Below are 22,387 nucleotides of genomic sequence, written 5' to 3'. Positions count from 1 at the left end.
TCTAGCTCTCTCGCCACTCGCGCAGGCGCCGCGCTGCCTTCTTGCCCAGCGTCAGGGCGTCCGCCTCCTCGGCCGAGCACGACTCCCACCCGGCGATGCTGACGAACGCCACCGCCTCGCCGACCCGGGCCGCCGCCCAGAAGACGCTGTGCAGCGTTCCGTCGTCGAGCGGCGTGCCGGTCTCGTCGGTGGCCGGCCGGGTCTGCTCGACCACGACCGAGTCGTCCGCCTCGCCGAACGGCCCGTGCAGGTGGTTCCGCAGCTCGACGCCGTCCTCGTTCTGCGACTTGCACCCGGTCACGCAGGTGCGCAGCCCGTCCATGAAGTCGGTGGCGCCCCCGTCCCGGTAGACCAGCACCTGGTGGTGCACCATCGCCTTCGGGGTCGCCTCGGCCGGCGCTCCCGGGCTCGAGAAGTAGTACCGCAGCGTGCCCCGCGCGTCGATGCGGTCGGCCTGCTCGAAGCCGGCGCCGCAGAAGGTCGGCAGCGGCACCTCGCCGTCGCCCAGCCGCCGGGGCGCACCCTTGATCACGCCCGGCATGTCGGCGGCCCGCAGAAATGCCCTGTCCGGAATCGCATTCGCCATCGTCAACCTCCCCCGAAGCTGGCACTATGACGAATTCTCACCCCTGACGCGTCCTTTGTGGCGTCAATCCGACTGGAGGCGGCGATGAGCATTCTGCGAGACCTGGTTTCCGCGCTCGACGGGGGCACGATCGAGGTCGTCGACCTCACCGCGCCGCTGTCCGGTGAGACGCCGATCCTCAAGCTGCCGCCGCCCTTCGCCGACACGATCACGTTCGGCCTCGAGGAGATCAGCCGGTACGACGACCGGGGTCCGGCCTGGTACTGGAACAACATCCACACGGGAGAGCACACCGGCACTCACCTCGACGCGCCCATCCACTGGGTGACCGCGAAGGACGGCGAGGACGTCTCGCAGATCCAGGCCCGGCGCCTGATCGCACCGGCCGCCGTGATCGACGTCTCCGACCGGGTGGCGGGCGATCCGGATTTCCTGCTGACGGTCGACGACATCAAGCGGTGGGAGACCTCGCACGGCCCGCTTCCGGCCGGTGGCTGGCTCCTGGTCCGTACGGGGTGGGACGCCCGCTCGTCCGACCAGGAGGACTTCCTGAACGCCGACGAGACCGGCCCGCACACGCCCGGCATCTCGGTCGAGGCCGCACGCTGGCTGGCGTCCGAGGCGCCGGTGATCGGCGTGGGCGTGGAGACGGTGGGCACCGACGCCGGGGCGGCCCACTCGTTCGACCCGCCGTTCCCGTGCCACGCTTTCGTGCTGGGCGCCGGCAAGTACGGCCTGACCCAGCTGCAGAACCTGGCCCAGCTCCCACCCGTCGGCGCCGTGGTGATCGCCGCGCCGCTGCCGATCGTCGGCGGTTCCGGCAGCCCGGCGCGCGTGCTGGCCTTGGTCGAGCGATGACCTCCCCGCCGCCGTCGTCCTCGCCGTCCTCGCCTTCCTTGACGCCGTCGTCCTCGCCGTCCCCGCTGCCGTCGTCCTCGCCGCCCTCGCCGGCGTCGCGCTCGGTCGCCGAGGCGGTCGGCGCCGCGCTGGCCGCCCTCGGCGCCGACCAGGTCTTCGGCGTGGTCGGCAGCGGCAACTTCCACGTGACCAACGCCCTCGTCGCCCACGGCGCCCGCTTCATCGCCACCCGCCACGAGGCCGGCGCCACCACCGCGGCCGACGCCTACGCCCGCCTGACCGGCCGGGTCGGCGTGGTCACCGTCCACCAGGGCTGCGGCCTGACCAACGCCATGACCGGCCTGGCCGAGGCGGCCAAGAGCCGAACCCCGCTGATCGTCCTGGCCGCCGAGGCCACCGCGCCGCGTTCCAACTTCCGCGTGGACCAGGACGCCTTGGCCGAAGCGGTAGGCGCCACCTCCCGCCGGATCGAGTCCGCCGAGACCGCCGTGGCCGACGCGACGAGCGCTTGGCACGTGGCCGCGAACGAGCGCCGCACCGTGGTCCTGAACCTCCCGCTGGACATCCAGTCGCAGCCCGTTCCGGCAGCGGGTCCGCCGGGAGGTCCCGCGTCGGCCGCTCCCGCGCGGGCCGCCGCGTCGAGCGCCGCCGTGGCCGCGGCGAGCGCCGCCGTGCCCGCGGCGAGCGCCGCCGTGCCCGCGGCGAGCGTCGCCTTGCCCGCGTCGAGCTCCGCCGTGGCCGCGTCGAGCTCCGCCGTGGCCGCGTCGAGCTCCGCCTTGGGTGTCGCTTCGGACTTGTCGGTTGTCGCGCTGGCGTCGCTGCTGGCCGAGGCCGGCCGCCCGGTCTTCATCGCCGGCCGGGGCGCCCTGCATGCGGCCGCCGAGTTGACCGCCCTGGCCGAAACCTGCGGCGCCCTCCTGGCCACGTCCGCGGTGGCCAAGGGCCTGTTCACCGGCAATCCCTGGAACCTCGACGTCTCCGGCGGTTTCGCCACCCCGGTGGCGGCCGACCTCATCGCGGGCGCGGACGTGATCGTGGCCTGGGGGAGTTCGCTCAACATGTGGACCACCCGCCACGGCGCCCTCCTGCCGCCGACCGCCACCGTGGTCCAGGTCGACCTCGACGAGTCCGCCCTCGGCGCCCACGGCCGCGTCGACCTCGGCATGGTCGGCGATGTCCGGGCGACCGCCGAGGCCGTGCGATCCGCCCTGCGCCGAACCCAAGCCGAGAGTCGCTCGGCGCAGAAGGGCAGCGCCGAGGAGCCCGGGCACGCCGAGGCCGGCCGTGGTTATCGCACGCCCGAGGTCGAAGCCCGCTTGGCCGCCGGCTCCCGGTGGCGCGACGTCCCTTACGAGGACGACGGTGACGCCACCCACGTGGACCCGCGCACGCTGACCATCGCGCTCGACGATCTGCTGCCCGCTGAGCGGGTGGTGGCGGTCGACTCCGGGAACTTCATGGGCTATCCGGCCATGTTCCTCTCGGTTCCCGACCACCGGGGCTTCTGCTTCACCCAGGCGTTCCAGTCGATCGGGCTGGGGCTGGCGAGCGCGCTCGGCGCGGCGCTCGCGGTGCCCGGACGGCTGCCGGTGGCGGCGTGCGGCGACGGCGGGTTCCTGATGGCGATCGCGGAGCTCGAGACGGTCGCGCGGCTGGGGCTGGGCATGCTGATCGTGGTCTACAACGACAACGCCTACGGGGCCGAGGTGCATCACTTCGGGCCCGGCGGTCACCCCCTTTCCACCGTCGTCTTTCCGGACACCGACATCGCCTCGATCGCCCGCGGCCACGGGTGCGCCGCGGTCACGGTGCGGGCGGCCGCGGATCTCGGCCCGGTCGCGGCCTGGCTGGCCGGTCCCCGGGACGTGCCCATGGTCGTGGACGCCAAGGTCTCCGCCACCCGGCCGTCGTGGTGGCTGGAGGAGGCCTTCCGGGGCCACTGAGACCGGGAGAACCTACGACAGCTCCCCGCCCCAGCGCGCGAACTGCGCCCGCGCCTGCCGTTCCCCGCGGGCGATCAACAGCGACCGCCCGCCCGGCAACCGCCCGAGGCCCTGACTGAACAGCAGGTTCGACGCCACCCGGGAAAGCCCGTACCACGGAACCCGATACGGCAGCCCGAGGTCGCGCATGGCGGCCGGCCCGAGCAGCCACGAGCTCACCGAAAGGGCCCGCTCCCGGTCGTAGACGCGCCGGAGACCCGAGGCGTTGCTCATGTCGATCAGGGCCCGGGCCAGCGAGCGGCTGTTCCGGTCCGGCGGCGGGTCGTACGCCAGGAAGTGGTACAGAAGCCGCCGGCCCCGGAGCTCGGTGTGGGGCAGCCACCGTTCGTCGACACCCATCAGCCAGCCGACGTAGGACCAGAGGTGCATCACCGCCGCCGCGTCGGCACGCGATACCCGTACGCCCAGAAGCCGCAGGTGAAGCAGGAAGCTGGTGCTGAAGACCCCCAGCGTGCTCGCCTGGTCGTATTGGTTGATCGGCACGCCGCGAAAGGCGTGGTCCCAGGTCGGATCGGCCTCGAGACGGGCGTTGACCAGCGCATGCATGACGCGCACGTGCAGCGAGAGAAGCCAGCCCTCGCCGCCGGTCGCGAGTCCGCCCGGCGCGGTCACCGCCCGCCACCACAGCGAGGTCTCCATGATCCGCCGCAGTGTCTCACCGCCGGTCAGCCGCCCGGTGCGCACCAGCGGTTCCAGCGCGGCGCCCGTCCGGTAACCACCGAGAAGCGAGCCATAGGCCAGAACCAGACCGGCATCCATCCCGTACGCGCGGCAGGCCGTCGCACCTCGCGCCAGCAGCGCGTCGTCCACCCACCCGGGCCGCGCGGTGACGACGTCGAAGAACCTGCGGATCGGCTCGGGGTGATCGGGCGAGGGGCCCCGAGCCAGCGCCCGGCGCAGCTCCTTGATCGAGCCCGACTCCCGGACCAGCTCCGCCGCCACCTCGTCGCGCCGATCGAGGCCGGCCCGCAGCGCCGCCAGCTCGTCCTCGGTCGGCGCCGCGCCGGGCCCGGCGAGCAGCCGCAGTGGCCGGGCCGCCCGCTCGCCCCACGCACGGTCGGCGCCGAAGCGGCCCGGCGTCGTCATACACCGATTCTAGATATCGCCGGCGGTGCGTCCCGGCGGCGCTATCCCTCGAGCAGGTGGGTGAGGTTGGCCAGGCTGGTGACCAGCGCCGAGGTGTAGCCGAGGATCCGGCCCGCCCACTTGACCACCGCCGACGCGATCTGGGCGGCCACCACCGGGATCGTGACCACCAGCAGCGACTCGGCGGCCCAGACGATCACCCGCGCCACCAGGTCGGCGATCAGGTCGCGTACGAGATCGCGGGTGAACTGCACCAGGTTGCCGGCCGCCTGGGTGGAGACCGCCATCGCCGCCGCCAGCGCTCCGAGCCCGTCGAGCGCATCGACGTTGTTGGCCATCAGGCTCTGGTACGTCTCGGCCGCCGCACCCTGCCAGTCCGGCACTCCCGAGGCCAGGCTCGCGTGCAGGTCGGCCGCCATGCCGGACAGCTCGCCGGCGATGTTTCCCCAGGTCGCCGCGTGCGAGGCGACCCGGTCCGGCATCCCGGCCAGGTTGTCGAGCATCTCCCGCAGCGGGTCGAAGTACTCCATCGCCCAGCTCAGCCCGCTCGCGAGCAGCGCGCTGAACGGGTCGAGCACGGTGGACGCCACGTCGAGCGCGAACGCCCCGCCGGCCAGGGCGCCGTCGACCCAGCCGCCCCCGGCGATCGCCTGGTGGACACCCGTGAAGCTGTCGGCGAGCGAGAAACCGGTGGAGGACGTGCGGGTGGTGATGACCGGCGCGACCAGATCGCTCACCGTCGTCACATCCGGCCGGCCGCGCGGATGCGCTCGGCCGCGGTGCCGTCCACGTCGGCGTACTCCCGGCCGGTCTGCACCAGCGCCTCGGCGGCGAGCCGGAGGTTCTCCTCGAGGTAGGCGAAGAGCTGATCCTGGCGGGCATGCCGGCGTTCGAGAACCGCCGGCATCCAACCGCACAGCAGCCCGTACGCCCCATCGTCCTGCGTGATCGCCGCGCTGGCCGCCGTCACGGCGCCAAAACGCTGCCGTATCGCGTCGATCCTGGTCGCTTGGTCGCGAATCTGCTGCGCGTCGACGCCGAACCCGTCCGCCACTCCGTCTCCCGAACCAGAGATCCCCGTGAATGGGTCGAAGTCTACCAATGCGTGACAAGCCCGTCGCCGGTCGTTCTCCCGGATTCCTTCCGGGCTCCTTCCGGCGGCGGGCTTGCCTTCGGTCAGCTGCAGGTTGCGCCGTTCAGGGTGAAGCCGCTGGGTGCGGCACTGTTTCCGGTGTGGTTGGCCTGGAAGCCGATCGTCGTCGAGCCGCCCGGCGGTATCGAGCCGTTGTAGCTGGCGTTGGTCGCGGTGACCGAGCCGCTGTTCGGCGAGTACGACGCGTTCCAGCCCGACGTGATCGTCTGCCCGGACGCCAGGTTGAACTTCAGCGACCAGCCGTTGATCGCCGACGAGCCGGTGTTGGTGATCGTGATGTTGTCGGTGAGACCGGTGTTCCAGGCGTTCACCGCGTTGGTCACCTTGCAGGCGCCGGAGCCGGGGTTGGGCGGCGTGGTCGGCGGCGTGGTCGGCGTGGTGGGCGTGGTCGGCGGCGTGGTCGGGGTGGTCGGGGTGGATCCCTCGCTCACGGTGATGTTCGAGCTGACGTTGCTCTGGTAGCCCTCGGTCGCCAGGATCTGATAGTCGTGCGAGCCGAGGTTGAGCCCCAGGTTGGCCCACGCCCGGAAGTGGTTGGCGGTGGTGATCGTGCCGCCGGTGCGGTGCTGCTGCCGCACGCTCCAGTACTGGTAGAACGTCGCGGTGCCGATGATGGACGGCTGGTTCACCCGCTGGGTGCGATAGATGTCGTACGTGCTGCCGTCGGTCGTGACCGAGCCCAGCCGCTGGGCGCCGGTGCTCGGGTTGTAACTGCCGAAGTTCTCGACGACGTAGTACTCGATGAGCGGGTTCGTCGTCCAGCCGTACAGGGCCAGATAGCAGTTGCCCCCGCAGTTGAAGCTGCCCGAGTAGTTGACCGTGTGGCTCGAGCCCGGTTTCCAGCCCTTGCCGACGACCGAGTTGTTGATGCCGTTCATCTGGACGCTGTAGCTGCCGCCGGCGCCCAGCGTCATCGTGACGTTGCCGCTGTCCTTCCAGTACGAGAAGAAGTAGCCGTTGTGGGTGCCGGTCGTGTTCGAGGTGACGGTCCGGTCGGCCTCGGCGTGGGCCACGCCGGCCAGCCCGACCGTGGTGACCGCCAGCGCGACGGCGCCGGCGGCGGAGATGAGGAGCCTCAGACGGTTACGCCCGCGCCGGGACGGGGGGACGGGGGAGTCGTTCACGCGCGTGCATCCTTCCTCGTTGAGCGAAGCCCAGCGAGGCGGCCCGGGCCGGCGGTGGAACCGGCGGCGGCCCGCCCTCCGGGCACGGCGATGAAGTTCATCGATGGATGAAGTATTGAGCGACCCCCGGAGGGTGTCAACAACTTCCGGAGAGCCCCCGAAAGAACCGACGAAGATTTGTCCTGGTTGAACGCTTAGCCGAGCACTTGAGCGCGTGCTGTTAGCAAGCGGCAGCGGTTACTTCTCGCCTTCGGACCGAAAGTTTCGGCCCTCCGGATGCGGCCGGTCAGCGCCCGCCGACCGCGGAGAGCGAGCCAAGGGTGCGGGCCGGCCGGAAAGCGGCCGCCGAACGGAGAAGATGGGCCGACCAGAGCAGGCCGGTCGGAGGTCTTCACCTCACGGGAGGAGGTCACGGATCAGCTCCGCGACCGGGGCGGGACGGGCCGACGCGAAGCCGGTTCCGGCCCACAGGTGGAGCGCCCCGGGATCGTTCCGGGCTGCGGCGGCCGCTCGGATCGGGGCGGTCAGGTAATGGATGGCCGGGTAGCCGATCGGGGCCGCCGCCGAGTAGGCGTCGGTGAAGCGGTTGCGCAGGCCGCGGGCCGGCTGGCCGGTGAAGGCCCGGGTCACGACCGTCTCGGTGAAGTCGCCGCCGGCGATCGCGGCACGATGGGTGGGACGGGTGCCGGCCTCGTCGGCGAGCAGGAAGTACGTTCCGACCTGCACCGCCGCGGCGCCGGCGTCGAGCAGGGCCCGCACGTCCGCGGCCGAGGAGACGCCGCCGGCCGCGACGACCGGCACGCCGCCGGTCGTCTGGACCTCGGCCAACACCTCCGCCGCCGTCGTCGTGCCGCGGTAGGTCGCCGGGTGGGTGGTGGCCGAGTGGGCGCCGCCCGTGCCGCCCTGGGCGATCAAGCCGTCGGGAGCGGCCGCCACCGCCCGGGCGGCCTCGGCGGCCGACGTCACGGTGATCAGCACGGCCGAGCCCGCCTCCCGCAACGCCCTCACCACGGCCGCGTCGGGCACGCCGAACGTGAAGCTGACCAGCGGCGCCTGGTAGCGGATGGCCAGCTCCACCTTGGCGGCGAAGTGGTCGTCGTCGGCCAGGCGCAGCGGCGGCAGCTCGACCCCGTAGCGGTCGGCCTCGCTCTGCAGCAAGCGGCGGTAGCGCTCCAGCGGCGCGGGGTCGCCGGGCGGCGGCATGGGCACGAAGATGTTGAGGCCGAACGGCACCCCGGCGACCGCCCGCAGCTCGGCCTCGACCGCCTCGGGCGACTTGTAGCCGGCGGCCAGGAAGCCCAGCGCCCCGGCCCGTGCCGCGTTGACCACCAGCGAAGGCGTCGTGGGACCGCCGGCCATCGGGGCGACGACGACGGGAGTCAGCAGGTCGCGCACGCTCATGCCGCGAACCAGCTCAGGCCCTGCCCGTGCGGGCGGCACCAGGCCAGCGGGCGGCCGTCGAGGGCCATGATGTTGTGCAGCGTCTCGTCCGGCGGGTTCGGCAGCCCGGCGTACCGGATCACCGTCGGGTTCTCGATCGAGATCAGGTGCGCGGGCATCTCCCGTACGAGCCGAAGGAAGCTCTCGCGACGCGGAGCGGGCACCTGATAGAGCACCGACGTATGGAAGATCACCAGCGTGGCGTCGCGCGGCGCCCGCCGAGCCAGCGCCGGCAGGTCGTCCACCAGGTCGCCGCGCACCAGCAGCGGCGGGTCGGCGGATGCGACGCGCGCGGCGGCACGCAGGCGCTCGCGGCGGTGCTCGTGCTCGGGCCAGATCAGCGACTCGAGCCAGCGCGCGTCGGCCGGGTCGGTGATGTCGAGCGGGTTGAGATCGAGGCCGGCCCGCCAGACCACCTCGGGCAGCGCGGCCGGCGGCTGGTGGCCGGTCAGATCGCAGTCGAGCACCGGGCCGGACCGGCCCAGCCGGTGGTCGCCGTAGCGGTACGAGTACCGGTCGGGGAACAGGTTGAGGCCGGCCGAGGCGCCGATCTCGAGCAGGGCCAGCGGCTGCGGCAGCGCGGCCAGCACGGGCAGCAGCAGGGCGCAGCGGCCGATCTCGTTGGTCTGGGTGGCCCGGGTGCGCATCTCGGCCTCGATCGCGGGCCAGTTCGCGGCGGTGAACGCGAGGAACTCGCCCGGCTCCGCGACCGGGCCGCCGAGGAAACGGACCGCGGCGTAGAGCAGGTTGGGCTGGCGCTTGGGCTCGGGCAGGGCGTCGAGGCGGGCGAGCAGCCCGGGGCTCCGCGAGACGGCGACGGACAATCTCTCGTACGCGGGTGAGACCTCATGTGCCTCACGGGCGGCGAACTCGCCGTACACCATCGCGGTCGTCATGGGTTTGATTCTCATCCATCCGCCCGGGGTGATGGGGGAACGGCCGCCGCGTGCCACGGTGGCCTATGGAAACCGACAAAGAGGTGCTCCCCCGCATGAAGGAGAAGGAGTACCAGCACGAGCTGCGGCGGCTGCACGGCGAGCTGGTGGCCATGCAGGAGTGGGTCAAGGACACCGGCGCGAAGGTCTGCGTGGTCTTCGAGGGGCGGGACACGGCGGGCAAGGGCGGGGTGATCAAGGCGATCACCGAGCGGGTGAGCCCGCGTACGTTCCGGGTCGTCGCGTTGCCGGCGCCGACCGACCGGGAGAAGTCCCAGATGTACCTCCAGCGCTACGTGCCGCATCTGCCCGGCGCCGGGGACGTCGTGATCTTCGACCGCAGCTGGTACAACCGGGCCGGCGTCGAGCGGGTGCTCGGCTTCTGTACGCCGGAGCAGTCCGCGCAGTTCCTCCAGCTCGTGCCCGAGGTCGAGCGGGCGATCGTCGACTCCGGGGTGATCCTGCTGAAGTACTGGCTGGAGGTCAGCCCCGAGGAGCAGACGCGCCGGCTGGAGAACCGGATCAACGACCCCCGCAAGTACTGGAAGCTGTCGCCGATGGACCTCAAGTCCTACAGCCGGTGGTACGACTACTCGCGCGCCCGGGACGAGATGTTCCGCACGACCGACACCGCCTGGGCGCCCTGGTACGTGGCGAACACCGACGACAAGAAGCGTGGGCGGCTGAACGTGATCACGCATCTGCTCGACAACGTGCCGTACCAGCCGCTCGCCCATAAGGACGTGAAGCTTCCGAAGCGCCAGAAAGCGGACGGCTATCGCGAGCCCGTGCTGCAGGTGCGGAGAATTCCGACGCCCTATTAGTTTTGGGGCGATTCTGAATGGTAAAGACAGCTAACTATTCAGCGAGGAGTTAAATGTCTTGAGGCAAGTGGCCTCCTCCGGCGATCGTCGTCTGGTCGAGCCGGCCACCGGGCGAGCTGACCGCCGTGGCGGTTAAGAACGACGGGGGATCGTCCCAGCGGGGGCACGTGCGGCGGCGGCTCGGCACCCTTTCTCCCCCTTTCTTGCCTTTCGGGCGAGTGGGTGGATGCGCCATGCCCGGTTAAGCTCGCAATCCGAACGCGAGGCTAGCCGGAGGGGCCGACGTGTTGCGCGTCCACTTCACGCCGGAGGACATCGGCCGGGTCCGCATGGCCGCCGAGCCGCATCCCATGTGGGAGACGGTGTTCAGCGTGTTCCGGCTCACCCGCCCGGGCCAGACGCCGATCTTCGGCCCGTGGCGCGAGCAGGTGGTGCGTAGCGCCCGCCGGGCCGACCTCGACATCCTGCTCCCGCTGGTGCGCGGCGCCTACTACCCCGACTTCCTCACCCCGGCCGAGGGCACGCAGGGCTTGCCGTACGCGATCGAGGCCATCCTGTCGACCCCGGCCACCCGCCTCCGGCACGACATGGCCGAGCTGGCCCGGCTGGGCGAGCCCACCCCCTCGTGGATGCGCCGGCTCGCCGAGGGCGACCGCCCGGTCCTCGAGCGGGTGGCCGCCGCCATGCGCTCGCACTACGAGGTGGCGGTGGCGCCGTTCTGGTCCGAGGCGCAGGCCCACGTCGAGGCCGACCGGTCCCGCCGGGCCCGCGCCCTGTTCGAGCACGGCGCCGAGGGCCTGCTCGAGAGCTTCCGGCCGATGATGCGCTGGAACTCACCGGTGCTCGAGGTCGACACCCCGTTCGAGCAGTCGATCGAGCTCGAGGGCCGCGGCCTGATCCTGGTCCCGTCCTACCTGTCGTGGGGCGCCCCCGACGTGTTCCGCGACCCCGAGCTGACGCCGGTGCTGGTTTACCCGGTCGAGCGCGACCCGGCCACGTTCTGGGCGCAGCGCCCGGCCGCGAACGGCGGCTCGGTGGCCGCGCTGATCGGCCAGACCCGCACGTCGGTCCTGGAGTCGATCGGCGACGGCTCGACGACATCGGAGCTGGCCCGCCGGGTGGGCGTGAGCGCCGCGTCGGTCTCCCAGCACACCTCCGTGCTGCGCGAGGCCCGGCTGATCCACACCAGCCGGGTCGGCAAGGCGGTGCTGCACACGATGACCCCGCTGGGCGCCGCCCTGCTCGGCGAGAAGCCGGGCCCGCGCACCGATTGAGCCGCGGGCTGGCGGGGTGTCGCTACGCTCGCCGCCGCCATGAGACCCGCCATGAGACGTCGCCTGCTTCGCGCCCTCCTCGTCCTCGTGATCCTGCTGCTGCCGGCCAGCGCGCCCTGGGCGTGGACGACCCTGGCCGCCCGCGGCCACGTCGCCGACGCCGGTGACGCGCCGGCCGCCGGCGTGGCGATCGTCCTCGGCACCGAGGTGACCGTCGCCGGGCAGCCGTCGCCGCGCCTGGCCGGCCGCCTCGAGACCGCGGCCGGCCTGGTCAAGGACGGCAAGGCCCGGGTCGTGCTGGTCTCCGGCGACAGCCGCGGCGGCTCCGGCGACGAGCCCGCCGCCATGGCCGCCTACCTGGCCGGGCTCGGCGTCGACCCGGCACGCATCGTGCGCGACCCGTACGGCCTGGACACCTACGACACGTGCATCCGCGCCCGCGACGTCTACGGAGTCAAGCAGGCCCTGGTCGTGACGCAGTCGTACCACGTGTCCCGGGCCGTGGCCCTGTGCCGGCACCTCGGCATCGACGCGACCGGGGTGGTGGCCCGGTGTCACTGCCCGGCCTCGCTGCTGGTGTCGAAGTCGGTCCGCGACTACTTCGCCAGCGGCAAGGCGGTGTGGGACGTCGTGCGGGGCCGCCCGCCCGCGGTCACCTCACCGCCCGACCCGGCCGTCGAGAACGCCCTCCGCGCGCCCTGAACGCGGTCGCCGGTCCGCGCTCACCCCGACGGCGACCACCAGGACCAGGAACGCGAACGGCGCCACCGTGCCGAGCACGCCCTCCCGCTCGGCGACGCCCAGCACGCCCCGGAGCAGGCAGACCACGCTCACCGCGGCCGCGAACCAGCGCAGCACCGGCCGGTACGCGCCACGCGCCGACCAGACCGTCGCGGCGAAGCCGGCCACGCTCAGGAACAGCAGGTCGTCGGCGATCGCGGCGGCGGCGTTGAGACGGCCGGACGTCGCTGGGTGCGCCGGGTCGGCGGCGAGCGCCAGGACGGCGGTGACCAGGCCGGGCAGCAGCGCCACACCGGCCACGCCGAGCAGCGCGTACCCGCTCGCCCGGTCGAGCTCGCGCACCCGCAGGGCGAGCATCGCGAGCAGCCCGGCCGCGACGAAGCCGAGCAGCTGCATCGCCACCACGACCGCCCGGTGCCCGGCGTAGAAGTCGGCGACGTGCTGGTCGGTCGCGTCGAGGTCGGGCAGCGTCACCGCGACCTCGCTCACGAAGAGCACCACGACGAAGCCGGCGGCGAGGACCGTCCCGGAGCGCCCGGCCCTCATGACGTCAGGTAGAACGTCACGTCCCCGGTACCGTCGCCGTGCTCGACCAGGACGGCCTCGCCGCGCGCGCGGCGGTAGGCGCCGGTGCCACCGGTCACCGCGAAGTGCTTCACCGCGGGCGGCGTGTTCAGGAACTGGGTGGCGAGCTGGCCGCCGGGCAGCGCGAACGTCCCCGTGCACTGCGCCTCCGGGCCGCCCTCGGGATCGGTGACGGTGCAGGCCACGCCGTCGTGCCCGACCTGGTGGCCGGCGGCGTCGAACAGCAGGTCGTGGGCGAGGATCTGGTCGCCCATGCTCGGCCCGGGCGCACCGAGGTCAAGGTAGGAGAACGGGCTGAACTGCACGTGGAAGTGCAGGGGCGGTCGCCCGCCATCGGTCGCGGCCGCCGGTGTCGATCCGGCGACCGCGGCCAGGCCGGCGGTGGTGGATGCGGCGAGAATGATCAGGAGCGGACGCTTCATGACGACCTCCTCGGGTCGATACGACCGGCTTCACCCGTTCGGGATGCTCCGCCTCGGACACCGACCCGGCAATTAGCCGATCATCCGAGCCGTCACGCGCGCCCGTAGCGGGTCAGCACCGCGGCGCCGGCCGGATCGGCCGAGAGCGTCCGCAGGTAGGTGGGCGCCGCACCGGCGGCGAAGAGGCGGCGGCCGGCGCCGAGCACGGTCGGGAAGATCAGCAGGCGGTACTCGTCGACCAGGCCGGCGGCCATCAGGGCGTGCGCGACGCCGATGCTGCCGGCGACGATCACGTCGCGCTCCTGCCGCTTCACGGCGTCGGCCAGGTCGCCGTCGAGCACGCGTGAGTTCGCCCATGCGCCCGGGTCGATTGCCGTACGCGTGGCGACCAGCTTCGGAATGGCGTTCATCTTGACCGAGAACGGGTCGTCGCGGGTGGGCCACAGCCGGGAGAACAACTGCCACGTGGCCCGGCCCAGCAGCAGCACGCCGTCGTCCAGCAGCGGGCCGAGCCGGAACTTGTCGCCGGCGACCGATTCCGGGCCGTGCCGGAAGGCCCAGCCGCCGTGCGGGGTGCCGGCTGACCCGTCCGGATCCTCGACGACTCCGTCGAGGGTGATGAATTCGATGACGATGACGCTCATGGCGACGATCCCTTCCTGTCGGTGTCCGGCGGTACCTACCGGCGACATCGCGCGGGCTCATCGCGTACGGGCGGAATCTCTCAGGAAATCTCGGCGGGCAGGTCGAAGGCGGCGAACACCGACGGGTCGGCGAAGACGACGTTGTGCGACACCAGGCCGCCGGTGACGGTCAGAACCTGAAGCGTGTGCAGCCGTTTCCCGCCGCCGGGCGAGGGAGCGTACGCGGCCAGCGCCGGCTGCCCGTTGGCCTCGAGCCGGGTCATGGCCCAGCCCGCGCCCCGCATCGCGAAGACGCGCTCCATGAACCGGCCGTAGTCGGCGCGGCCCCGGTACCACAGGGGAACCGGCGGCATCTCGAGCACGGCGTCGGCGGTCAGCAGGCGTACGAGCGCGGGAACGTCGGCCGCCTCGAACGCCCGCACGTAGCGGTCGACCGCCGTCCGGACCGCCGGGTCGTCCGGCTCGGCGATCTCGGCTTCCCGGGCGCCGGCGACGGCCGCCCGCGCCCGTTGCAGCGCGCTGTTGACGGCCGGAACCGTCGTCCCGAGCTGAGCGGCCACCTCGGCCGCGCTGAACTGGAGAACCTCGCGGAGGACGAGCACCGCGCGCTGCTTGGCCGGCAGGGTCTGCATCGCCGCGACGAACGCCAGCCGCAGGCCGGCCCCCGAGTCCGGGCCGGGAAAGGGCTGCAGCCACGGAATCTCCGGGGCCGGCGTGAGCGGCGCGGACGGGTCCTCGCTCGGCGCGCCGAGGCCCGACGGCAGCGGGCGCCGCCGCCCGCTCTCGAGCGCCGTCAGGCAGACGTTGGTGGCGATGCGATAGAGCCACGTCCGCACCGAGGCGCGCTCGCGGTCGTACCGTTCCCGCGCCTTCCAGGCGCGCAGCATCGTCTCCTGGACCAGGTCCTCGGCCTCGTGGAAGGACCCGACCATCCGGTAGCAGTAGACGACTAGCTCCCGCCGGTACGGCTCAAGGTCCATGCCAGGACGATGACACATCGCCCGTCGCCGGTCACTCGCCGGTGGCGCCGTCCACGGCCTCGCGCAGCAGATCGGCGTGACCGACGTGCCGGGCGTACTCCTCGATCACGTGGGTCAGCACGAACCGCACGCCGGCGTCGCCGAACTCCGGGTTGGGCACCGTACGCCCGAGGTCCGCGGTGACTTGCGCGAAGACGCCCCGGGACTCGTCGCAGGCCGCCAGATAGTCGGCGTAGAGGTCGGCGGCGCCCGTGGGCTCGGCCGCGCGCGCGGGCGCCGTGCCCGCCAGCCGCACCTGGAACCAGTAGCGCTCGACGCCGCGCAGGTGACGCAGCAGCCAGAGCAGGGACAGCTCCGACGGCAGCGGGCGGCGCCGCAGCTGGGCCTCGGTGAGGCCGGCGCATTTCCAGAGGAAGGTCGCCCGGTGGTAGTCCAGGGTGGAAGCGATCACTTCCGGCCACGAACCGGACAGCACGCGTTCCGGCCGCACGACGTTCTCGATGACGATGTCACTCATATCCCACCGACGAACGGTGCCGGCCCCGGATCGACAGCCGCGGCCGCGTCGCTGTCGGTGATCCAACACTTCCTGCCTGCCCGCGTGGAGTTGATTCCCGCTTTGATGGGAGCGATGCGTCCGGGCGACGTCGGTCGATGATTCCGGCGCGAGGAGGTTGGCGTGCGCCGCTGGACCCAGGTCTCGCTGATGGTCATGGCCGCTGTCATCGCCTCGGCCGCCGCGGCCTTGGCGACGGTAGCGGGTAACGCATCGACGGGAAGTCCGGTGGCTTGGCTTCCGTCAATGAGCAGGCACTATCTGTTGTGGCTCGTGGCCTCCGTCCTCGCCATGGCCGGGGCCGCCCTCTTCGGATGGTGGACGCAGCGCCGCTACGAGCGCGGACTGCGGGACTTGATACCGGCGGCGCAGCAGCCGGAGTCGTGGATGGTGGACCGCCCGGCGGAGATCGGCGCGGTCGTGCGAGCCCTTTGCCGGCGGCACGGACCGTCGACGGTGGGTGTGACAACGGCTGTTCAGGGCGCCGGTGGTTTTGGCAAGTCCACGGTCGCCCGGATGGTGCGGGCGGATCGCCGACTGCTGCGCACGTTCGGCGGACGCGTCTACTGGGTCACCGTGGGTCGTGATGTCCGGCGGGGTGCGTTGGCAGAAAAGGTCAACGACCTGGTCCGGCAGATCGAACCAGCGCAGGCGCAACCCTTCACCGATGTCGGGCAGGCGGCGGATCATCTGGCCAAGGTGCTGGCCGACGGACCGCGGCGACTGATCATTCTCGATGACGTGTGGTTCAGCGACCAGCTGGCGGCGTTCCCGGTCGCCGGCCGATGCGCCCGCCTGGTGACGACTCGGGTCACCTCTCTGATCGCCGCGGCGGGCGTCACCGTCCGGGTCGATCAGATGCCGGTCGGCCAGGCCCGCAGGGTGCTCACGGCCGACCTGCCGCCGCTGCCGGCGCGGGTGACCGATGGGTTGATGGACGAGGCCGGCCGGTGGCCGCTTCTCCTGCGGCTCATCAACAAGATCTTGGTCGACCAGACTCAGCTGCGAGACGCTTCGGACGCCGCCGGCGAGCTGTTGAACCGCCTGCGCCGTGATGGTGCCCTGCAGGTCGACGCGTGGACCGGGGCGGCCGGCCGGCAGGTGGACGTGACCGATCCGGAGCAGCGGCGATTGGCCGTCGCGGCGACGATCGAGGCAAGCGCCGGCCTGTTGGATGCGCAGGGCCGGGACAGGCTTGCCGAGCTGTCGATTTTCATCGAGGACGAGACCATCCCGATCGCTCTGGTAGCGGCACTCTGGAAGGCGACAGCCGGCTCGGACACCATGGTCGCGACGGCGTTGTGTGCGCGGCTCGGCGACCTCGCCCTGCTCACCGTGAGCCAGGCCGACGGAGCGGGAACGGTCGGTCTTCACGACGTGGTTCGAGATTACTTCCGCGGCGAGCTGGGCGAGGAGAGGCTGCGAGCCCTGAACGACGTTCTGCTCCAGGCTGTCGCAACCGATCTTCCCCGGGAGCGACCAGTGATCTCTGAAGGCGAGAGTGCCGGTGCGGCGGTGATCGCCTGGTGGCGGCTCCCAGAGTCGGCCCGCTACCTGTGGGATCATTTGATCGGTCATCTGAAGGCGGCGAACCGTACGGATGAGGCCGAGGCAACGGCGGCGGACCTGCGATGGATCGAGGGCCGCCTGGAGCAGTCCGACGCGACCGGACCGTTCGTCGACCTCGCGCAGTTCGGCACCGCCCGGGCCGTCCGGCTGGCACGGCTGTTCGGCCAGATCGCGCATCTGCTCGGGCCGACCCGACCGGCGCATTCGCGTGCGGATATCCTTTACAGCCGGGTGGCGCACGACCCTGACTGGGGCCGCCAGTCCGCCGCCCTCGCCGTCGAGCGGGCTGGACCCGCGCTGAGAAACCGATGGGCGCTGCCCGACCTCGCGCCTTCCGACCTGCGCCGCACTATCACCGGCCACGGCGGTCGAGTGGCTGCCGTGGTCGTCTCGCCGGACGGTTCCTGGCTTGCCAGTGGCGCCCGCGACGGTTTGGTGCGCGTCTGGGATGCGGCCACCGGTCAAATGCGCACGGTGCTCGAGGGCCACACGAGCGGCGTCACCGCCTTGGCAATGTCACCCGAGGGAACGTGGATCGCCAGCGGCGCCCGCGACGGACTCGTGAGCATCTGGGATGCGGCCACCGGTCAGCAGCGCACGGTGCTGGACGGCCACTCAAGCGGAGTCACCGCCTTGGCGGCGTCGCCTCACGGAACCTGGTTGGCCGCCGGAGAGGCCGATGGAACCCTGCGTATCTGGGATATCGTCACCCGGCAGCAGCGAACCGAATGGACGCGTCGCGCCAGTAGCGTGACCGCGTTGGTCGTCGCACCGCAGGGTTCATGGATAGCCATCGGTGCGAGTGATGGCTCCCTTTGGATGCTTGACGTGGCGACCGGACGGCAACGGGGCGCTTTGACCGGCCGCCCCGGCAATGTCAACGCTATCGCGGTCGCACCCAACGGTGAATGGCTCGCGACCGCCGGAGATGACGGGCCGATAGAGGTCTGGGACCTGGCCACCGGTCAGCAGCGCACAACGCTGACCGGTCATAGCGGTCACGTGCGTGCCATGTCGGTGGCACCGGACAGCAGGTGGCTGGTCAGCGCCGGCGACGACGGAGTCTGCGTCTGGGACATCGTGACCGGCAAGCGGCACACGATGTTGGCCGGCGGCACCGAAGTGGTGACCGCCGTCGCGATCGCCGCCGATGGAGCGTGGATGGTGACCGGAAGCGCCGATGGGCTCCTTCAGATCTGGGACGGCATCACGGGGCGACCGAGCGAGGCGCTGACCAATCATGCCGGCCGCGTGACGACGGTGACGGCAGCACCGGACGGCTCCTGGATCGCTACAGGTGGTAGTTCGTTTCTACGGATCTGGGATGCGGCCAGCGGATTACTGCGTACGGCGGTGACCGGTCATACCGCCACCGTGACCGCAGTGGCACCGGCCCCCGACAGCACCTGGGTCGTCGGCGCCTGTCGTGACGGCTCCGTAGGGATCTGGGACGCGGCCACCGGACAGCTCCGAATCGGCTTGGCCGGTCACGCCGGCGAGGTCACCACGGTGGCGGTATCACCGGACGGCACCTGGCTGGCAACCGCCAGTCGCGCCGGATGGATACGGATTTGGGAAGCCGCCACCGGCCAATTGCGATCGGCGCTGGGGCCTCATCCGAAAGGGGTGAACAAGATAGCCGTCGCCCCGGATGGCGCATGGCTCATCGCCGTCGGCAACGACGGGTCGGCACAGATCTGGGACGTGGCGACCGGCCGGCCGCGTACGCGACTGATGAACGACACGAGACGGGCGTACTGCGTGGCGATCGCTTCCGACGGCACGTGGCTGGCGATCGGCGGCGACAACGGCTCGCTGTGGGTCTGGGAGACCGCTACCCATCGGAGGCGCGTCCAACTCCTCGGCCACGCCGGGCGAGTGAACTCGGCCGCGATCGCCCCTGACGGCTCCCGGCTGGCGACCGTAAGCAATGACCGGACGATACGAATCTGGGACAGCAAAAGCGGTACGGCCATTGCCATGATGCGAATCGACGCCCGGCCGCGCGATTGCGCGTGGAGCCCCTGCGGCCGCCGGCTCATCGTCGGCGGTGAGGCGGGAGTTTACAACTTCGATCTGCAGATCAGGGCCGCGATGAGCTCTGCGGGCGCCTAGTGAAAGCGGCACGTCCGTCGGTCGCCGGATGTTGTCACGGACCGAATTGCACCGGCGCGCTTCCCCACTGGTCCGGCCATCTCCGCTTCGGCTTCTCCACGCCGGCCACGTGGCGCAGGCAGGTCGTACCGGGCAGCTCGTGGCACTGGCCGCGCCCGCCGCAGTCGGCGAGGTAGCGGCGGCCGCCCGGCACCGCCAGCGCCCGGTCGACCCGGAAGAGCAGGGGCAGCTCGGCCGGACCGCAGCCCTCGTCCGCCCGGGCCCGGCGGAACGTCTCGGCCAGCCCCGGGTCCGGAGCAGTCGAGTGTGTAGGGCCACGGACGCCCGAACGCGGCGGCGCAGAGCTCGGCGTAGCCCTGGGCGTCGCGGGTCACGTCCCGCCACAGATCGCCGGCCACCACCGACGGCATCGACATCGCCGCTCGGGGGTGGCGGGCGGCGAGCCGGAACCACTGGCGCACGGCGTCCTCTACCAGCGCGACCGCGGCGAGGTCGAGGTCGTGCTCGACGATGAAGCGATGGCGTACCCCGGCCGGGAACCGGTAGTCGCCGACGGCGGCGAGCCGCTGCGCGGTCGCCCGGTGCCGGGTCATCGGCCCGTGGCCGCCCGCCGGATTGCGGCCACCGTGCGATCGACGTCGTCCTCGTCGGTCGACCAGTTCGACACCGAGATGCGCACGGCCGCCGTCCCGTTCCAGGTGGTGCCGCTCATCCAGCACGTGCCCTCGCGCTGCAGCCGGTCGAGCACCTGCCGGGTGTGCGCATCGCCCTGGTCGAAACGGATGAGGACCTGGTTGAGCACGACCTCGTTGAGAACCTCCACCCCGGGGACGGCCGCGAGCTGGTCGGCGAAGCGACGCGCCAGCGCGCAGGACCGCTCGACCAGTTCGGCGATGCCGGTGCGGCCCAGGGCGCGGATGGCGGCGTAGACGGCGAAGCCCCGCGCCCGGCGGGAGTGCTCCGGGTTGTAGTCGAGGGCGTCGCGTTCGTCGCCCGCGGCGTGGACCAGGTAGCTGGCCCGCACGCCCATCGCGGCCCGGTGCGCCGCCGGGTGTGCGCAGAACACCAAGCCGGAGTCGTACGGCACATTGAGCCACTTGTGCGCGTCCATCGCCCACGAGTCGGCCCGTTCCACCCCCGCCACCAGCGGCCGCAGGCGGGGACTGGCCGCCGCCCACAGGCCGAACGCGCCGTCGACGTGGACCCAGGCGCCGGACCGATGCGCGAGGTCGCAGATCTCCCCGATCGGATCCACGGCGCCGCTGTTGACGTTCCCGGCCTGCGCGCAGACGATCGTCGGCCCGTCGCCGCCGGCCAGCGCCCCGGCCAGCCCGGCCACGGTCATCCGGCCCTGCTCGTCGGCCGGGACGGCGACGATCGACCCGGTGCCGACGCCGAGGAAGCGCAGCGCGCGGTCGATGGTGCCGTGCCGTCCCTCGCCGGCGATCACCCGTACCCGCGGCGCGCCCCAGAGACCGGCGGTGTCGAAATCCCATCCGGTACGGCCCAGCACGTCCCGGACCGCGATCTCCAGCCCGGTGAAGTTCGCCATCTGGCCGCCGGTCACGAACCCGGCCGAGGTGCCGGCCGGCAGCCCGAGCAGCTCGACCAGCCAGGCGCCGGCGGTCTCCTCGACCACGCCGGCGGCCGGCCCGAGAACGTACAGGCCGGCGTTCTGGTCCCACACCGAGGTGAGCCAGTCCGCGGCGAGCGCGGCCGGAGTGGCGCCGCCGACCACGAAGCCGAAGTAGCGGCCGCCGGACGAGGCGACCACCCCCGGCCCGGCCGCCGCGGCGAGCTCGGCCACCACCCGCTCCGGCGCCTGCGGGCCCGGCGGCAGCGGCCCGCCCAGCGCGGCGCGAAGCTCGGCCAGCGAGGCGCGTGCCGCCACCGGCCGCTCCGGCAGTCCCTGCAGATAGGCGATGGCGTGCTCGAAGGCGACTCCGAGCGGTCCCTTCCAGTCCGGGCGGTCCATCGCGTGCCTCCCTCCGGCCGGTTGCCGCTCAGCGTAGATCCGGTGCCGGCCCGAACGGGGTCCCGAGTCCGGTGTGTGACCGTCGCGCCGCCGCCGGTGGCATGCTGGTCGCATGGCCGACGCGGACCGGCTGCGACCGGTGCCCCGGTGGGTGGCGCCGGTGTTCGCCGTGCTCGGCCTGGCCACGGTGCCGTGGATCATCTATCTCGCGGCGACGCTGCCGGCCGAGTCGACGACGCAGCACTACCGCGCGACCTGGGTCGGTTTCGACGTGCTGCTCGTCGTCGTCCTGCTGGCCACCGCCCATCTCGCCTGGCGGGGGTCGCCCCAGGCCGGGCTGCTCGCCGCCGCCACCGCGACGATGCTGGTCGTCGACGCCTGGTTCGACGTGACGACCTCGCCCCCGGACGACGTACCGGCCGCCGTCCTGTCCGCCCTGTTGCTCGAGCTGCCCCTCGCCGTCGTCTGCGGCTGGATCGCCCTGCACGTCGATCAGGTGATCGAAAGCCGCCTGCGGCGGCTGGCCCGGCGGGCCGCGCGGGCCGAGCGGGACCGGGTGGGCCGGTGAGCGCACACCCCACCCCGTTCACTGGGCGGGGCTGGTAAGCCACCCCACCCGTTCACTGGGCGGGGCCGGTAAGCCACCCCACCCGTTCACTGGGTGGGGTGAGACTAGCGGCCGGGTACGACGATTTCGGACCGCAATCCACAGCCTCACACCGGCGGCCGGTGCTCCGGAGGCTCGGCCCGCGCCGCGACACGGACGAGATGCGGCTTGCCGGCCACCCCGTCGGCCAGGCGGCGCCGCATCCGGGTGGCCCGGCCGTGCCATCGCCGGTCGCGGCGCACCGCCCGCCGCAGCTTGCGGGAGCCGGGCCGGTAGAACCGCCGCGCCCACGGCGAGGAGGGGCGGGCCAGCCGGACCGCGCCGACGAACGCGAACACCGGCGCGAGGACGCCGATCAGCCCGGTCCAGATCTTGCCCTTGGCCAGCGTGATGAGCACCAGCAACGCGTTGAGCAGCACGGTCGTGGTGATGTCCCAGCGGCTCGCCCGTTCACCGGCGGAGAGGTCGTCGATGCCCAGCGGCGCGGCGCCGAGCACGAGCATGCCGATCAGCGCGACGGCCAGGAACACGGCATCGACGGATCGGCGCCCGGCCTCGGTCCAATAGACGTCCTCCAGGTGCAGCACCAGGGCGAACTCGTCGAGCACGAGTGCCGTGCCGACGCCGAACCCGGCCGCGATGCAGCTGCGCCAGGGCAGCGTCGCGGTGAACGGCGCGAACGACGCCACACCGCACACGGTCATCAGGCCGACCCCGAAGACGACGTGGTGGATGTGCACCCCGCCGCGGCTGATGTTGCCGGGCCACCAGGAGACGCCGGCCCGGATCATCCGCACGCTGAGGCGGATGGCGAGGAACGCGATGATGAAGCCGGCGAACAGGAACAGCAGCGGCTGTTTGCCCGTCGCCAGGACGTGGTCGTGGTAGCCGTCCCGCAGCCAGTGCATGG

At 72.2% G+C, this 22,387-nt stretch carries 21 protein-coding genes; 7 read left to right on the top strand and 14 right to left on the bottom strand.

Going from position 1 to position 22,387, the window contains the following annotated elements; all coding sequences use genetic code 11:
* Window position 1: 1 nt before the first annotated feature.
* Window positions 2-586 (bottom strand): hypothetical protein, encoded by a 585-nt coding sequence (locus ACQP2F_RS38150; protein ID WP_433296343.1) that lies wholly within the window; start codon window positions 584-586, stop codon window positions 2-4.
* A gap of 84 nt (window positions 587-670) precedes the next feature.
* On the opposite strand from ACQP2F_RS38150, the gene ACQP2F_RS38145 reads away from it, so the two are divergent.
* Window positions 671-1,444: a cyclase family protein gene (locus ACQP2F_RS38145; RefSeq protein WP_433296341.1), complete on the top strand. Its 774-nt coding sequence runs from the start codon at window positions 671-673 to the stop codon at window positions 1,442-1,444.
* On the top strand, window positions 1,441-3,387 hold the full coding sequence (locus ACQP2F_RS38140; RefSeq protein WP_433296339.1) for a thiamine pyrophosphate-binding protein: 1,947 nt from the start codon (window positions 1,441-1,443) through the stop codon (window positions 3,385-3,387). Before ACQP2F_RS38145 ends, ACQP2F_RS38140 begins: the two co-directional genes overlap by 4 nt.
* Window positions 3,388-3,399: 12 nt before the next feature.
* Here the strand turns inward: ACQP2F_RS38140 and ACQP2F_RS38135 are convergent, their stop codons facing one another.
* From ACQP2F_RS38135 to ACQP2F_RS38110, 6 genes are all read right to left on the bottom strand, one after another.
* The gene (locus ACQP2F_RS38135) at window positions 3,400-4,533 is read right to left on the bottom strand and encodes an oxygenase MpaB family protein (RefSeq protein WP_433296336.1); all 1,134 of its coding nucleotides are present in this window, start codon (window positions 4,531-4,533) and stop codon (window positions 3,400-3,402) included.
* Between the two features lie 41 nt (window positions 4,534-4,574).
* Window positions 4,575-5,270 (bottom strand): WXG100 family type VII secretion target, encoded by a 696-nt coding sequence (locus ACQP2F_RS38130; protein WP_433296334.1) that lies wholly within the window; start codon window positions 5,268-5,270, stop codon window positions 4,575-4,577.
* Between the two features lie 5 nt (window positions 5,271-5,275).
* Window positions 5,276-5,587 (bottom strand): type VII secretion target, encoded by a 312-nt coding sequence (locus tag ACQP2F_RS38125; RefSeq protein WP_433296332.1) that lies wholly within the window; start codon window positions 5,585-5,587, stop codon window positions 5,276-5,278.
* A gap of 122 nt (window positions 5,588-5,709) precedes the next feature.
* A complete protein-coding gene (locus tag ACQP2F_RS38120) occupies window positions 5,710-6,810 on the bottom strand; it encodes a glycoside hydrolase family 11 protein (protein WP_433296330.1) in 1,101 nt (366 codons plus the stop codon).
* 396 nt (window positions 6,811-7,206) lie between these two features.
* Window positions 7,207-8,211 (bottom strand): nitronate monooxygenase, encoded by a 1,005-nt coding sequence (locus tag ACQP2F_RS38115; RefSeq protein WP_433296328.1) that lies wholly within the window; start codon window positions 8,209-8,211, stop codon window positions 7,207-7,209.
* Window positions 8,208-9,146 (bottom strand): DUF2332 domain-containing protein, encoded by a 939-nt coding sequence (locus ACQP2F_RS38110; RefSeq protein ID WP_433296326.1) that lies wholly within the window; start codon window positions 9,144-9,146, stop codon window positions 8,208-8,210. Before ACQP2F_RS38110 ends, ACQP2F_RS38115 begins: the two co-directional genes overlap by 4 nt.
* 65 nt (window positions 9,147-9,211) lie before the next feature.
* On the opposite strand from ACQP2F_RS38110, the gene ppk2 reads away from it, so the two are divergent.
* The 3 genes from ppk2 to ACQP2F_RS38095 all read left to right on the top strand — a co-directional run bounded on the left by ppk2 (window position 9,212) and on the right by ACQP2F_RS38095 (window position 11,985).
* Entirely contained in the window at window positions 9,212-10,009 is a 798-nt protein-coding gene (gene ppk2, locus ACQP2F_RS38105; RefSeq protein ID WP_433296323.1) for a polyphosphate kinase 2, read from the top strand.
* A 284-nt stretch (window positions 10,010-10,293) separates the two neighbouring features.
* Entirely contained in the window at window positions 10,294-11,283 is a 990-nt protein-coding gene (locus tag ACQP2F_RS38100; RefSeq protein WP_433296320.1) for an ArsR/SmtB family transcription factor, read from the top strand.
* A gap of 51 nt (window positions 11,284-11,334) precedes the next feature.
* Window positions 11,335-11,985 (top strand): SanA/YdcF family protein, encoded by a 651-nt coding sequence (locus tag ACQP2F_RS38095; RefSeq protein WP_433296317.1) that lies wholly within the window; start codon window positions 11,335-11,337, stop codon window positions 11,983-11,985.
* On the opposite strand, the gene ACQP2F_RS38090 is transcribed toward ACQP2F_RS38095, so the two are convergent.
* From ACQP2F_RS38090 to ACQP2F_RS38070, 5 genes are all read right to left on the bottom strand, one after another.
* Window positions 11,941-12,570: a hypothetical protein gene (locus ACQP2F_RS38090; protein ID WP_433296315.1), complete on the bottom strand. Its 630-nt coding sequence runs from the start codon at window positions 12,568-12,570 to the stop codon at window positions 11,941-11,943. The genes ACQP2F_RS38095 and ACQP2F_RS38090 overlap by 45 nt on opposite strands.
* A complete protein-coding gene (locus tag ACQP2F_RS38085; protein ID WP_433296313.1) occupies window positions 12,567-13,031 on the bottom strand; it encodes a hypothetical protein in 465 nt (154 codons plus the stop codon). The genes ACQP2F_RS38090 and ACQP2F_RS38085 overlap by 4 nt, the downstream gene beginning before the upstream one ends.
* 92 nt (window positions 13,032-13,123) lie before the next feature.
* The gene (locus tag ACQP2F_RS38080) at window positions 13,124-13,675 is read right to left on the bottom strand and encodes a dihydrofolate reductase family protein (protein ID WP_433296311.1); all 552 of its coding nucleotides are present in this window, start codon (window positions 13,673-13,675) and stop codon (window positions 13,124-13,126) included.
* An 80-nt stretch (window positions 13,676-13,755) separates the two neighbouring features.
* Window positions 13,756-14,655 (bottom strand): sigma-70 family RNA polymerase sigma factor, encoded by a 900-nt coding sequence (locus ACQP2F_RS38075; protein ID WP_433296308.1) that lies wholly within the window; start codon window positions 14,653-14,655, stop codon window positions 13,756-13,758.
* Window positions 14,656-14,686: 31 nt separating this feature from the next.
* The gene (locus ACQP2F_RS38070; RefSeq protein WP_433296306.1) at window positions 14,687-15,172 is read right to left on the bottom strand and encodes a DinB family protein; all 486 of its coding nucleotides are present in this window, start codon (window positions 15,170-15,172) and stop codon (window positions 14,687-14,689) included.
* A gap of 162 nt (window positions 15,173-15,334) precedes the next feature.
* On the opposite strand from ACQP2F_RS38070, the gene ACQP2F_RS38065 reads away from it, so the two are divergent.
* On the top strand, window positions 15,335-18,895 hold the full coding sequence (locus ACQP2F_RS38065) for an NB-ARC domain-containing protein (RefSeq protein WP_433296304.1): 3,561 nt from the start codon (window positions 15,335-15,337) through the stop codon (window positions 18,893-18,895).
* 589 nt (window positions 18,896-19,484) lie between these two features.
* Here ACQP2F_RS38065 and ACQP2F_RS38060 read toward each other — a convergent pair.
* On the bottom strand, window positions 19,485-20,870 hold the full coding sequence (locus tag ACQP2F_RS38060; RefSeq protein WP_433296302.1) for a pyridoxal phosphate-dependent decarboxylase family protein: 1,386 nt from the start codon (window positions 20,868-20,870) through the stop codon (window positions 19,485-19,487).
* A gap of 112 nt (window positions 20,871-20,982) precedes the next feature.
* Here ACQP2F_RS38060 and ACQP2F_RS38055 point away from each other — a divergent pair, with 112 nt between their 5' ends.
* Entirely contained in the window at window positions 20,983-21,438 is a 456-nt protein-coding gene (locus tag ACQP2F_RS38055) for a hypothetical protein (RefSeq protein ID WP_433296300.1), read from the top strand.
* 146 nt (window positions 21,439-21,584) lie between these two features.
* Here the strand turns inward: ACQP2F_RS38055 and ACQP2F_RS38050 are convergent, their stop codons facing one another.
* Window positions 21,585-22,385 carry a hypothetical protein gene (locus ACQP2F_RS38050; protein WP_433296298.1) on the bottom strand — a complete coding sequence of 267 codons (801 nt, stop codon included), beginning with the start codon at window positions 22,383-22,385 and terminating at the stop codon, window positions 21,585-21,587.
* Window positions 22,386-22,387 lie beyond the last annotated feature (2 nt).

Origin of the sequence: Actinoplanes sp. CA-030573, assembly GCF_050951115.1 — a bacterium.
Lineage (GTDB): Bacteria > Actinomycetota > Actinomycetes > Mycobacteriales > Micromonosporaceae > Actinoplanes.
The sequence above is the reverse complement of the archived record's forward strand: the minus strand, read 5'-3'. Positions and strand labels throughout refer to the sequence as shown.

Coding starts and splice junctions, on each gene's coding strand:
- ACQP2F_RS38150 (WP_433296343.1), bottom strand. CDS start 586: ATGGCGAATGCGATTCCGGACAGGGCATTTCTGCGGGCCGCCGACATG.
- ACQP2F_RS38145 (WP_433296341.1), top strand. CDS start 671: ATGAGCATTCTGCGAGACCTGGTTTCCGCGCTCGACGGGGGCACGATC.
- ACQP2F_RS38140 (WP_433296339.1), top strand. CDS start 1,441: ATGACCTCCCCGCCGCCGTCGTCCTCGCCGTCCTCGCCTTCCTTGACG.
- ACQP2F_RS38135 (WP_433296336.1), bottom strand. CDS start 4,533: ATGACGACGCCGGGCCGCTTCGGCGCCGACCGTGCGTGGGGCGAGCGG.
- ACQP2F_RS38115 (WP_433296328.1), bottom strand. CDS start 8,211: ATGAGCGTGCGCGACCTGCTGACTCCCGTCGTCGTCGCCCCGATGGCC.
- ACQP2F_RS38110 (WP_433296326.1), bottom strand. CDS start 9,146: ATGACGACCGCGATGGTGTACGGCGAGTTCGCCGCCCGTGAGGCACAT.
- ppk2 (WP_433296323.1), top strand. CDS start 9,212: ATGGAAACCGACAAAGAGGTGCTCCCCCGCATGAAGGAGAAGGAGTAC.
- ACQP2F_RS38095 (WP_433296317.1), top strand. CDS start 11,335: ATGAGACGTCGCCTGCTTCGCGCCCTCCTCGTCCTCGTGATCCTGCTG.
- ACQP2F_RS38090 (WP_433296315.1), bottom strand. CDS start 12,570: ATGAGGGCCGGGCGCTCCGGGACGGTCCTCGCCGCCGGCTTCGTCGTG.
- ACQP2F_RS38085 (WP_433296313.1), bottom strand. CDS start 13,031: ATGAAGCGTCCGCTCCTGATCATTCTCGCCGCATCCACCACCGCCGGC.
- ACQP2F_RS38080 (WP_433296311.1), bottom strand. CDS start 13,675: ATGAGCGTCATCGTCATCGAATTCATCACCCTCGACGGAGTCGTCGAG.
- ACQP2F_RS38075 (WP_433296308.1), bottom strand. CDS start 14,655: ATGGACCTTGAGCCGTACCGGCGGGAGCTAGTCGTCTACTGCTACCGG.
- ACQP2F_RS38070 (WP_433296306.1), bottom strand. CDS start 15,172: ATGAGTGACATCGTCATCGAGAACGTCGTGCGGCCGGAACGCGTGCTG.
- ACQP2F_RS38060 (WP_433296302.1), bottom strand. CDS start 20,870: ATGGACCGCCCGGACTGGAAGGGACCGCTCGGAGTCGCCTTCGAGCAC.
- ACQP2F_RS38055 (WP_433296300.1), top strand. CDS start 20,983: ATGGCCGACGCGGACCGGCTGCGACCGGTGCCCCGGTGGGTGGCGCCG.
- ACQP2F_RS38050 (WP_433296298.1), bottom strand. CDS start 22,385: ATGCACTGGCTGCGGGACGGCTACCACGACCACGTCCTGGCGACGGGC.